Genomic DNA, 11,698 nt, shown 5'->3' on the forward strand with positions numbered 1-11,698 from the left:
ATGGTGAAGCGGCGGCACGCGGAACGCACCAAGGCCGTTGACGATGTCGCGGTGCGCGATCGTTCCCGAAGCGCTGCGGCGCAAGGCCCGAATCGGCCGGCCCCGAATCGTGGTCTCCGCAGACGTTTCAAAACGCTGAACATGTAGAGGAGAGAAGCATGAGCGAAGGCAAGTGCCCGGTCATTCACGGGGCTCGCAAAAACGCCGCCGGGAGCGGCACGTCGAACCGAGACTGGTGGCCGAACCAGCTGCGGCTCGACGTCTTGCACCAGCAATCCGCCCTGTCCAATCCGATGGGCGAGGCTTTCGATTACGCCGAGGCGTTCAACAGCCTCGACCTCGATGCGGTCAAGAAAGACATCTGCGACCTGATGACCACGTCGCAGGACTGGTGGCCGGCGGACTACGGCCACTACGGGCCGCTCTTCATCCGGATGGCGTGGCACAGCGCCGGCACCTACCGCATCGGTGACGGTCGCGGCGGCGCGCGCACCGGCACGCAGCGCTTCGCGCCGCTGAACAGCTGGCCCGACAACGGCAACCTCGACAAGGCGCGCATCCTGCTCTGGCCTGTCAAACAGAAGTACGGGCGGAAGCTCTCGTGGGCCGACCTCATGATCCTGGCCGGCAACTGCGCCTTGGAATCCATGGGGTTTAAGACATTCGGGTTCGCCGGTGGGCGCGAGGATGTGTGGGAGCCCGAAGAGGACATCGACTGGGGTTCCGAGGGCGTGTGGCTCGGAGACGAGCGCTATACCGGCGACCGGGAGCTCGACGATCCTCTTGGCGCCGTCCAGATGGGCCTGATCTACGTGAATCCGGAAGGGCCGAATGGCAATCCCGACCCGGTTGCCTCGGGCCGGGACATCCGCGAGACCTTCGCCCGGATGGCGATGAACGACGAGGAGACCGTCGCGCTCGTTGCAGGCGGGCACACCTTCGGCAAGGCCCACGGCGCTGGCGACACGGCCCATGTCGGTCCCGAACCCGAAGGCGCTCCCATTGAGCAGCTGGGCCTCGGCTGGAAGAGCGGCTTCGGTAGCGGCAAGGCCGGCGATGCGATCACCAGCGGCATCGAGGGCGCATGGACCCCGACTCCGGTGACGTGGGACAACAGCTATTTCGACACCCTGTTCGGCTACGAGTGGGAAGTGACGAAGAGCCCTGCCGGCGCGTGGCAATGGGTGCCCAAGGACGGCGCAGGCGCGGATGCCGTGCCGGATGCCCACGATCCGTCGAAACGGCACGCTCCCATGATGACCACGGCGGACATGGCCATGCGGATGGATCCCATCTACGAACCGATCTCCCGGCGCTTCCATCAGAATCCGGACGAGCTCGCGGACGCGTTTGCCCGGGCCTGGTTCAAGCTGACCCACCGCGACATGGGGCCGCGCTCGCGCTATCTCGGCTCGGAAGTTCCCGACGAGGAGCTGATCTGGCAGGACCCCATCCCGGCCGTCACGAACGAGCTGATCGACGAGCGTGATATCGCCTCGCTGAAGGCCGAAATCCTCGCTTCAGGGCTCTCCGTCTCCGAACTGGTGTCGACCGCCTGGGCTTCGGCGTCGACCTTCCGCGGCTCCGACCTCCGCGGTGGGGCGAACGGCGCGCGCATCCGCCTCGCGCCGCAGAAGGAATGGGCGGTCAACGAGCCCGCCAGGCTGGCGTCTGTGCTCGATACCCTCGCGGGCATCCAGCGGAAGTTCAACGACGCGCATGCCAACGGAAAAGGTGTGTCGCTGGCCGACATCATCGTCCTCGGTGGATGCGCGGCGATCGAGCAGGCGGCGAAGGATGCCGGGCATGAGGTGGAGGTGCCGTTCACGCCGGGCCGGACGGACGCGTCGCAGGAGCAGACCGACGTCGAGTCCTTCGGGGTGCTGGAACCGCGTGTCGACGGTTTCCGCAACTACCTCGACGGCCAGTACGCCGTGTCGTCGGAACAGCTGATGGTCGACCGCGCACAGCTGCTTGAGCTGTCGGCACCCGAGATGACGGCGCTCGTCGGCGGCATGCGCGTGTTGGGCGCGAATGTCGGTCAGTCCCGCCACGGGGTGTTCACCGATCGGCCGGGGGTGCTCACCAACGACTTCTTCGTGAACCTGCTCGACATGGGCACGACGTGGGAAACGGCCTCTGATTCGGAGGACGTGTTCGAGGGGCGGGATCGCGCGACCGGCGACCTCAAGTGGACCGGTACGCGTGTGGATCTTGTCTTCGGGTCGAACTCCCAGCTTCGGGCGATCGCGGAGGTGTACGGGTCCGAAGACTCAGAGCAGAGGTTCGTGAACGACTTCGTCGCCGCCTGGAACAAGGTGATGAACCTCGACCGTTTCGATCTCGCGTGATCGCTGGAAAAGGTCCACGGCGGGACGCGTCGTGGACCTTTTCCGCACCGGCGCATCGGATCCGGTTTCCGCGCGGTCGGCGTCCGGTGACTCCGAGCCCGGCGCAGGTCGCGGCGACATGGTTCGTCGCGCCGCGCCGCAATCGAACGTCAGGACCCGAACTTCGAACGCGCCACGGAGCGCGGTGATGGCGGTGCAGTCACGCGGCCGTGGCAGGACTCGCCGACCGGCATCAGCTGCGCGTGTCGGCGTTTCCTGACCGCTGGAGACGGCTGACCGAGGGATCTATTGTCGACGAATCGCGTAGACTTCTCGCGCGTTGCTGTTCCGCCTCGATGCATTCGCGCATACGCCCGTGCAGCCGCACCCGACCGAGCGAGGGAAGCCCTTGCATCGGAACCCAGGTACCACCATCTGCACCACCTGCCTGCATGGGGGACCGGCCTTGACCGACCAGGACGACGCTAAACCGACCGCGACTGACACACCGCCGGATTCCGATGTGACGGCCGAACCCCCGGCCGAAGGTGCGCCCGAGCAAGATTCTGAAGGGGCGCCGCCGCCCGAGCCGGAGTCTGAGATCGCCGACCTCGAGGCCAGGATCGCTGCGCTCGAGGAAGAGGTGGCTGCCGAACGGGACCGCGCGCTTCGTGCACGAGCCGACGCCGAGAACACCTCGAAACGCTCGGCCCGCGAACGCGCTGAGGCCGTCAAATACGGGGCGTCGGGCTTGGCCCGCGACCTGCTGGAGATCGTCGACAACCTGGAGCGCGCCCTGGCGAGCATCCCCGAAGACCGGCCGGCCAAGGCGAAGGACGTGGGGACGCTGCGGGAAGGTGTCAAGCTGACGCTGCAGGAGCTCAACGCAAAGTTTCGCCGCCACGACATCCAGCGCATCGCTCCAGCTCCAGGGGATCCGTTCGATCCCAACTACCACCAGGCCGTAACCCAGTTGGCACGACCTGATTTGCCGGGCGGCGCAGTGGCCGAACTCCTGCAACCAGGATACCGGCACCATGATCGTCTGCTGCGCGCGGCCGTCGTGGCGACCGTCCTGAAGGAGGCCGCTGCGGCGGCGCCTGAAGCCTCGTCCAACGGTATCGACGACCCAGTGCCTGGGGAACCGGGTAACGGGGACCAGCCAACCGAGCCGGACCCGGACGTCACCGACGCGACGGCCGACACGGCACGAGCTGACGCATGACAGACGGGCAGTCCCTGGCGCTCGGCGAAGGGGCGGCCCAACTGACGCTGCCGGCGGACTGGCGACTACGCGAGGTCGAACGGGACCGGGCCAAGGCGACCTTTCCGTTCGGTGACTATCCCGTACTCGGAATCAGCGTGGTGTCGGTGGACGACCCCGACGCGGTGGCCCGGGGCGAGCCCGGCGAGTACCTGCACGGCGGTGACGCCGGACTGATCGCCGCCGGCAACCCTGCCGCCGGCTGGAGTCTGGGTTACCGGGCAGTTCTTGACGACACCGAAGAGGTTCGGATCTGGCGCCGGGCCGCAGTCTTCGGGACGCGCCATTTCCGGATCGTCACGCTGGCGCTGGCCCATCCGGCCACCGACGACGCCCGGGCCGTCGTGGACGGGGTGGTTGATGACATCGAAGCGGTCGCTGCTGGCGTCGCCTTCGGTGCCTCCGAGACGGCGCTCGACCGGGAAGCCCGGGCGGAACGCCGGGCCAGCGCGGTTGTGCTGGACCGTACGACGCCCTGGCCGGGCGTCGCCATCAACCTCCCGGCCGCCTGGACGAAGCATCCGGAAACAGGCGAGCGGGTGCTGGTGCTGGAAGCACCGGACCTCCCGGGCACCTGCTTCGTGCTCGAGGGCGACGAGCGAAGTCTTTCCCAGACCCCCCCGGACGCCGAGTCGATGGTGCAGCTCATGCACTCGATCGCGGAGTCGAAGCAGGCAGGCGACATTCTGATCCGGAGCGGCCGCGAGGGTGAGTACATGCTGTCGTGCAACCGGATCAACGAGGATCACCCGGAGGCGGGCCCTCTTCGCGAACGCTTCTGGCACCGTTTCCTGTTCACGCCGGGGCGGCTCACGACGCTCAACGCGACCTTCGTCTACCCGGAAGCCACCGACGAGCCGGAATACCACGCCGCCCTGGCCCGGGTGCTGTCGCGCGCCATGACCGAAGCCGAGGTTGCGATCCCGGTTTCGGACTGATTTTCGCGGGCGGCGCCGTCTTGCAGGGGACGCGCCTCGTTCCCATATACCGTTCCTTGCCCAATACGAATGTCCGCCGCCGCTGAGGGCCGCGGGTCCCCGAGGAGAATGCAATGGCCAAGGTGATCGGGATCGATCTCGGCACCACGAACTCCTGTATCGCTGTCATGGACGGCAGCAGTGCGCGTGTGATCGAGAATGCTGAAGGTAGCCGGACGACCCCCTCGGTGGTTGCATTTGCAGACGACGGCCAGACCCTGGTCGGCCAGACCGCGAAGCGGCAGGCGGTCACCAATCCCGAAAACACGTTCTTCGCGATCAAGCGCCTCATCGGCCGGAACTTCAGCGACGAGAAGGTCACCAAGGACCGGGAAATGGTGCCCTACGAGATCGTCAAGGCCGACAACGGCGACGCCTGGGTGCGGGCAAGCGGCAAGAGCTACGCCCCGAGCCAGATCAGCGCTTATGTGCTCCAGAAGATGAAGGAGACGGCCGAATCGCATTTTGGCGGCGAGATCAACCAAGCGGTCATCACGGTGCCCGCCTACTTCAATGACTCCCAGCGCCAGGCGACCAAGGATGCCGGCCAGATCGCGGGACTCGAGGTCCTGCGGATCATCAACGAGCCGACGGCGGCGGCGCTGGCCTACGGGCTCGACAAGCGCGAAAGCGGCCTGGTGGCGGTGTACGACCTCGGCGGCGGCACCTTCGACGTATCGATTCTCGAGATCGGCGACGGCGTGTTCGAGGTCAAATCCACCAACGGCGACACCTTCCTCGGGGGCGAGGACTTCGACATGCGCGTGGTCGAGTACCTCGCCGACGAGTTCCAGAAGGACAACGGTATCGACCTCAGGGAGGACAAACTCGCCCTGCAACGCCTCAAGGAGGCGGCCGAAAAGGCGAAGATCGAGCTATCCAGCACCGGCCAGACCGAGGTCAATCTGCCGTTTGTCACGGCGGACGCGAGCGGGCCGAAGCACCTCAACATGAAGATCACCCGGTCCCAGCTCGAGAAGCTGGTCGACGACCTGATCCAGAGCACCGTGGTGCCGTGCCGCAAGGCGCTCGAGGACGCCGGGGTCAGCGCCGGCGAGATCGAGGAAGTGGTCCTGGTCGGCGGCATGACGCGGATGCCGAGGGTGATCGAGACCGTCAAGAACTTCTTCGGACGCGATCCGCACAAGGGCGTGAATCCCGACGAGGTGGTCGCCATCGGTGCCGCCATCCAGGGCGCAGTCCTGGCCGGTGACGTCAAGGACGTCCTGCTGCTCGACGTGACCCCGCTGTCGCTCGGCATCGAGACCCTGGGCGGCGTGTTCACGCGCCTGATCGACCGCAACACCACCATTCCCACCCGCAAGAGCCAGACGTTCTCAACCGCCGAGGACAATCAGACAGCTGTGACGATTCGCGTGTTCCAGGGCGAGCGCGAGATGGCTTCCGACAACAAGGCGCTCGGCCAGTTCGATCTCGTCGGCATTCCGCCGGCGCCACGCGGCATGCCCCAGATCGAGGTCGGATTCGACATCGACGCCAACGGCATCGTCAACGTGTCGGCGAAGGACAAGGCCACGGGCAAGGAGCAGCAGATCCAGATCAAGGCGTCCGGCGGGTTGAGCGAGGATGACATCAACCGGATGGTCAGCGAAGCCGACCAGCACGCTGCGGAGGACAAGGCGCGCCGGGAAGCGGTGGAAGCCCGGAACCAGGCTGACAGCCTCATCTACGCGACGGAGAAGAGCCTCGACGAGCATGGCGACAAGCTGGGCGAGGACGACCGGACCGCGATCGACACGGCGCTTGCCGACCTCAAGACGGAGGTCGAGAAGGACGACGCGGATGCCACTGCGATCGCCGCCAAGACCGAAGCGCTCAACAAGGCCTCGATGAAGCTCGGCGAGGTGATGTATGCCCAAGCCACGGCCGAGGCGGCGGGAGCCGGGACCGAGGGCGCTGCAGCCTCCAACGGAGCGGCAGCGGAAGATGCTGACGACGGAACCGTCTACGATGCCGATTTCGAGGAAGTGCAGGAGGACGACAGCAAGGACCGGCCTCGATCCTGAGGGAAGGCGCCGGCAGGTCGCGGTGCCGTCTGTGTTCGCTCTGCCGCTAGCCGGCAGGGGTTCGCATGCCTGACTTCTATGACGTGCTGGGCGTCGAGCGCAACGCCGACGCACAGGCTATCAAGAGTGCGTACCGACGCCTGGCCAAGGAGCACCACCCCGACCGCAATCCGGGCGACAGCAAGGCCGAGCAGACGTTCAAGGACGTCAACCGTGCCTACGAGGTCCTGAAGGACCCGGAACGGCGCAGCGCCTATGACCAGATGGGGCACGCGGCCTTCGAGGAGGGGCTCCAGGCGGGCTCGGCCGGCGCCGGCGGGTTCGGTGGCTTTGGCGACATCTTTGACAGCATCTTTCGCGATTTCATGGGTGGCGGCCGACGTACCTCACGTTCGGCCCGCGGCGCCGACCTCCAGTACGCCTTGGCCGTGACCCTCGAAGAGGCCTACCACGGCGCGAACAAAACGATTCGTTTCTCGGCCGAGGAAACCTGCGAACGCTGCGGCGGCTCGGGGGCGGAGGGCAACCGCCTGGCGATTTGCAGTACGTGTAACGGCTCCGGCGAGATGTCGGCGCGGCGGGGCATGATGATTTTTCAGCAGACCTGCCCGACATGCCGCGGCCGAGGCCAGATCATCGAAGTTCCTTGCAGTGCCTGCCATGGAGGCGGGCGGATTCGCCGCTCCCGGTCTGTCGACGTCAAGATCCCGCCGGGCGTCGACGACGGCACCCGGCTCCGGCTCACCGGAAAGGGCGAGGCAGGTGCCCCGGGAGGCCGCGCTGGCGATCTTTATGTGTTCATGGAGATCGAACCGCATCCACTCTTCGAGCGCGACCGGGAACACCTCCAGATGGTCGTTCCGATTTCATTCGAAACGGCGGTACTGGGTGACGAAGTGGTCGTGCCTTCGCTAGACGGGGGGCGCGTGAAATTGGCGATTCCGGCCGGCGCGCAGAATGGCCAGAAGTTTCGGCTCCGTGGCAAGGGCATGCCCCGTCTGCAGCGTTCCGGGCATGGCGACCTCTACGTGCAGATCAGCGTCGAGGTACCTTTGAAACTCTCGCGTAAGCAGAAGCAGGCGCTGGAGGCGTTCGCCAACGACATGACCGACAGCAACTACCCCACGATTGCCAAGTTCCGGGCTGCCGTCCGTCGCAGCGCGGCCTCGTGACCGCCCCCGTCCGTATCGGTGTCGTCGGTGCTGGCGGTCGCATGGGGCAGGCCCTGGTGCGCGAGGTGGCCGCAGGGAAGGGCGTGCTCACAGGTGCGCTCGAACAACCGGGCCATGCGTCTCTCGGGACGGACGCCGGCCGCGTTGCCGGCCTGGACGACGTGGGAGTCGAGATTACCGCCGCGGCCGACGCGTTCTTTGCGAAGGTCGACGTTGCCATCGAATTCACAATTCCCGAAGCCACCGTTCGACATGCGTCGGCCGCCGCCAAAGCTGGCACCGGCATGGTGATCGGGACGACGGGCTTGGATCCCGTTCAGATGGAGGCGCTACGCCGCGCGGGTACGCGCGTGCCGGTGGTGTGGTCCGCCAACATGAGCCTCGGCGTCAATTTGCTGTCCCATCTGGTGGAGACGGCCGCAACGGCGCTCGGACCCGAATGGGACATCGAGATCATGGAAATGCACCATGGTGCCAAGCGCGACGCACCGTCGGGGACGGCGCTGGCCCTCGGCCAGGCGGCCGCGGCTGGTCGGGGAATCGACCCCGAGACATCTGCGGTACGTGGACGGGACGGCGATACCGGCCCGCGGCAACGCGGCACGATCGGTTACGGCGTGCTCCGTGGCGGCGACGTCGTCGGTGACCATACGGTGGTATTTGCCGGCGCCGGCGAACGGCTGGAGCTCGGACACCGGGCGCATGAGCGCGCCATCTTCGCGCGCGGTGCAGTGCATGCCGCTGCGTGGGCGGTGCGCCAGCCGCCGGGCTTCTACGGTATGCGGGATGTCCTGGACCTGCCCACGTGAGCGGGGACGGGTCCCCCGTCCATGTTGCGTTCAACGGGGTCATGGGTGAGGGCTACGCGGAGTTGCTGCACGCGAGCCTGACACTGCCGCACGAGCTGCGGTGTGCGGGCTCCGACCCGGACGCCTGGGCCGAGGCGCTCGCAACCGCTGAAGTCGTCGTCACCATGGATTGGCCGGCAACCAGCCCCCCGGCGCCCAAGCTGCGCTTGCTGCACCTGCCGGGCGCCGGCACTGATTCCGTCGACGTGTCTGCGCTTCCGGCGGGTTGCGCCGCCTGCAACGTGTTCGAACACGAAGTTCCGATTGCCGAATATTGCATGCGGGCGATGCTCGAGCATGCAATCGGCGTGACGGCAACCGACCGGCGATTCCGATCCGGTGACTGGTCCGACAGCCTGGTCGCCGGCGGGCCCACGCATGGGGAATTGCAAGGCCGAGTGCTCGGAATTCTTGGCTACGGCCGGATCGGGAGAGCCTTGGCGAAGCGCGCCTACGCCTTTGGCATGGAAGTCCGGACGGTGACGGCACATCCGGTTCTCGAGCCTCCGCTCACCCAAGCCCTAACGCCGGACGGCTTGGTCGAGGCCGCCTCCCGGTTCGACTACCTGGTGGTTGCGTGCCCGCTGACAGCGGCGACGCACGGGATGGTCGATGACCGGGTCTTCGCGGCAATGAAGGCAGAAGCCGTGTTGATCAACGTCGGGCGAGGACTGGTAGTCGACGAGGAAGCACTGTTCCGGGCCCTGGAAAACGGAGCCATCGGCGGGGCGGTCATCGACGTCTGGTACCAGTATCCCGGTCCGGATGGACGCTTGGATGTACGGCCTTCGCGATTCAACTTCGAGGGCCTCTCCAACGTCTGGATGACTCCGCACACTTCGGCCTGGAGCACCCCGATGCTGGAGCGCCGGTTCGCCGTCATTGCGGACAACATCGTCCGGATGCGTGCAGGTCGGCCTCTCCTGAACCGATTCGCCTGAAGCTGGTCAAGGATCGCCGCGGCGGTTCAGAGACAGTCCGGGATCGGCTGCTAGTCAAGGGTTGCTTGGCCCCCGACGCTCTCCCCGAGGAAGCCTGAAGAATGAAAGCCGTCGGTCCAGCCGCCGGCCGCTGAACTCCGGTACGGCGGCCGTCGCTCGAAGGCGGTCGATCTGGCGGCGCGGGCATCGATGCCGCGGTTGTTGACGGCTCGAGCCTCGACCTGTCCCAGGCCGTCAAGGTTTCGAGAGGCCGGCCCGCGTTTCTTGGTGCCGCCATTTGAATTGCCAATCAAGCTCATTTGCCGCGGTCGCCACGATTCGCGCGGGCCCCTCGTAGGCGCGCATAAATAAGTATAACTGATGATTACTATCATTAATCGGTATTGGCTATTATCGATAACTATTGCCAATATTATTGGCAGCACCAATTAGGTAGGTGCTCTGAAGTCAGCCGGCTTCGGGATGTTGGATCAGGAGACGACCATGCGTGATCAAGCAATGACGGCAGCCGACGACAGCGTGCCTTCCGTGGATCAGGCGGGCGTACCCGGGGAGGCCGAGCTGGACGAAGTCGTGTGCGGCAGCGGGGCCAATTGCGAACCGGGACCGCAGAACACGTGTGAGGGTTCGGGTTCCGATTGGTGGAATGGTCCCAGCCGCTGAAGCCAGGTTTCCGGTCGCCGAGGGCCCGCGACGGTGGGCAGGTAGCGCGACAGGGACACTGGCGAAAGCACTGGTAGTGGCCGCGCGTTGCGTGCGGCGTGGGCCCGATACCGCACGAGCGGACGGGCTGGAAGAAGGGCTTTGTGGCCGCCTGCGGGAGCAGCGCCGCCACCACGGGAAAGGATGAGGACGTGAGGGTAACGTTACGCCAATTGCGGTATTTCCGAGCGCTTGTCGAGCATGGCTCGTTTAGTCGCGCGGCCGAAAGCGTGTTTGTTTCGCAACCAGCGCTGTCACTGCAGATTCAGGAACTGGAAGGGATTCTCGGCGGTCCGCTGGTCGAACGCGACCGCCGCGGCATCATTCTCACGCAGCTGGGCCGCGACGTGCATCAGCAGGCGTTGAGAGTCCTGGACGAGACGCTGTTGCTGGAGACCTTGGGAAAGCGGTTCGCGGAGACTTCGCTCAGGGTCGCTGTCGGCATGGTTTCGACGTTGGCGCCCTACCTGCTGCCGGGAGTCCTTGAGCGTCTCCAGTCCGCATCACCGCGGATCGAGCTTGACCTCAGGGAGGCTTCGGGTCAGACCCTGGTGTCCGACCTTCTTGCCGGCCGCCTCGACGCCGCCGTCGTGTCGCTGCCCCTGGGGGTACTCGAGCTACCGGAGCGAGAGCTGTTTGAGGATCGCTTCCTGCTGGCCGGTCGCCCCGAGCGACTGGCTGCCGTCACCCACGCGTTCGAAGGCGAGCCTCGCCCGCCGGACTTGTCTCGAGCCGACCTCGGTCCGTTGCTCACCCTTGACGAGGGGCACTGTCTGGGCGAGCAGATCCGAGGGGTCTGTGCCACGTGGCGGCTGCAGGAGGTGCGTCGCGGTGCCGGATCGCTGGCCACACTGAGCAGACTCGTGGCAAGCGGAGCCGGACTAACGCTGCTTCCGGAGACGGCGATCCTTACCGAGCGCAAGAATTCTCCCGAACTGGGCCTCTTCCGTTTCGCCGCTCCTGAGCCCGCGCGGCGCATTGGCCTGGTGCACCGCGTGGCTTCGCACGGTCAGCACTGGATCGACGTGTTGGGAGACGCGGTGGCTGACGCCGGCCAGGCGCTCGTCAAGGATACCCGCACGATGATCCAGGCCGGTACGACAGCCAAGGCCGCGTGAAGCAGTTGGTCCGGACCGGACGGTTGCTGGCCGGTCCGGCAGGGGTGGCACCCCGCGCTGGCCGGAAAGACGGCGGCGGGAGACGAGGACAGCAAGTCCGCCGCAAGCAAAACCTGGGAGGTGGCGGTAGGAGCTGCGATCGGCCGTGGCGGCGCGTGGGTCAGGCTGGCCCGGCACTTTGACGATGACCGCAATGGTACCCTAGGCGATGAGGCACACCACATAGAGGAAGCGGGACCTAGCGCCTTCTTCCGGCACATACGCGACGACGGCGTCGATGGGCCCGTGTCTGATCCACGGCGCACCACTACGAATCGCC

Annotated in this window: 10 protein-coding genes; 9 read left to right on the forward strand and 1 reads right to left on the reverse strand. The window is 66.2% G+C overall.

The genetic code is table 11. The features are described from left to right. Positions 1-158 precede the first annotated feature (158 nt). From katG to OXH60_06705, 7 genes are all read left to right on the forward strand, one after another. The gene (gene katG, locus OXH60_06675; GenBank protein ID MDE0711802.1) at positions 159-2,351 is read left to right on the forward strand and encodes a catalase/peroxidase HPI; all 2,193 of its coding nucleotides are present in this window, start codon (positions 159-161) and stop codon (positions 2,349-2,351) included. 445 nt (positions 2,352-2,796) lie between these two features. Next, positions 2,797-3,555 (forward strand): nucleotide exchange factor GrpE, encoded by a 759-nt coding sequence (locus tag OXH60_06680; GenBank protein ID MDE0711803.1) that lies wholly within the window; start codon positions 2,797-2,799, stop codon positions 3,553-3,555. Continuing rightward, positions 3,552-4,532: a hypothetical protein gene (locus OXH60_06685; protein ID MDE0711804.1), complete on the forward strand. Its 981-nt coding sequence runs from the start codon at positions 3,552-3,554 to the stop codon at positions 4,530-4,532. Before OXH60_06680 ends, OXH60_06685 begins: the two co-directional genes overlap by 4 nt. A gap of 113 nt (positions 4,533-4,645) precedes the next feature. Beyond that, positions 4,646-6,598, forward strand: coding sequence for a molecular chaperone DnaK (dnaK, locus tag OXH60_06690; GenBank protein MDE0711805.1), 1,953 nt, complete (start codon positions 4,646-4,648; stop codon positions 6,596-6,598). 65 nt (positions 6,599-6,663) lie between these two features. Then, complete coding sequence (gene dnaJ, locus OXH60_06695) at positions 6,664-7,770, forward strand: molecular chaperone DnaJ (protein MDE0711806.1); 1,107 nt, start codon at positions 6,664-6,666, stop codon at positions 7,768-7,770. Beyond that, complete coding sequence (dapB, locus tag OXH60_06700; protein ID MDE0711807.1) at positions 7,767-8,579, forward strand: 4-hydroxy-tetrahydrodipicolinate reductase; 813 nt, start codon at positions 7,767-7,769, stop codon at positions 8,577-8,579. Before dnaJ ends, dapB begins: the two co-directional genes overlap by 4 nt. Continuing rightward, positions 8,576-9,559, forward strand: a complete 984-nt coding sequence (locus OXH60_06705) for a 2-hydroxyacid dehydrogenase (GenBank protein ID MDE0711808.1) — start codon at positions 8,576-8,578, stop codon at positions 9,557-9,559. Before dapB ends, OXH60_06705 begins: the two co-directional genes overlap by 4 nt. Positions 9,560-9,609: 50 nt before the next feature. On the opposite strand, the gene OXH60_06710 is transcribed toward OXH60_06705, so the two are convergent. Continuing rightward, positions 9,610-9,858 carry a hypothetical protein gene (locus tag OXH60_06710; protein MDE0711809.1) on the reverse strand — a complete coding sequence of 83 codons (249 nt, stop codon included), beginning with the start codon at positions 9,856-9,858 and terminating at the stop codon, positions 9,610-9,612. Between the two features lie 184 nt (positions 9,859-10,042). On the opposite strand from OXH60_06710, the gene OXH60_06715 reads away from it, so the two are divergent. Both OXH60_06715 and OXH60_06720 read left to right on the forward strand, forming a co-directional pair. Next, entirely contained in the window at positions 10,043-10,222 is a 180-nt protein-coding gene (locus OXH60_06715) for a hypothetical protein (GenBank protein ID MDE0711810.1), read from the forward strand. Positions 10,223-10,413: 191 nt separating this feature from the next. After that, positions 10,414-11,379, forward strand: a complete 966-nt coding sequence (locus tag OXH60_06720; GenBank protein ID MDE0711811.1) for a LysR substrate-binding domain-containing protein — start codon at positions 10,414-10,416, stop codon at positions 11,377-11,379. The last annotated feature ends 319 nt before the right edge of the window (positions 11,380-11,698 follow it).

Source organism: Rhodospirillales bacterium, assembly GCA_028824295.1.
GTDB lineage: Bacteria > Pseudomonadota > Alphaproteobacteria > TMED109 > TMED109 > VXPW01.

Excerpts from the sequence above, each read along its gene's own strand:
- katG (MDE0711802.1), top strand. The coding sequence starts at position 159 with ATGAGCGAAGGCAAGTGCCCGGTCATTCACGGGGCTCGCAAAAACGCC.
- OXH60_06685 (MDE0711804.1), top strand. The coding sequence starts at position 3,552 with ATGACAGACGGGCAGTCCCTGGCGCTCGGCGAAGGGGCGGCCCAACTG.
- dnaK (MDE0711805.1), top strand. The coding sequence starts at position 4,646 with ATGGCCAAGGTGATCGGGATCGATCTCGGCACCACGAACTCCTGTATC.
- dnaJ (MDE0711806.1), top strand. The coding sequence starts at position 6,664 with ATGCCTGACTTCTATGACGTGCTGGGCGTCGAGCGCAACGCCGACGCA.
- OXH60_06710 (MDE0711809.1), bottom strand. The coding sequence starts at position 9,858 with ATGAGCTTGATTGGCAATTCAAATGGCGGCACCAAGAAACGCGGGCCG.
- OXH60_06715 (MDE0711810.1), top strand. The coding sequence starts at position 10,043 with ATGCGTGATCAAGCAATGACGGCAGCCGACGACAGCGTGCCTTCCGTG.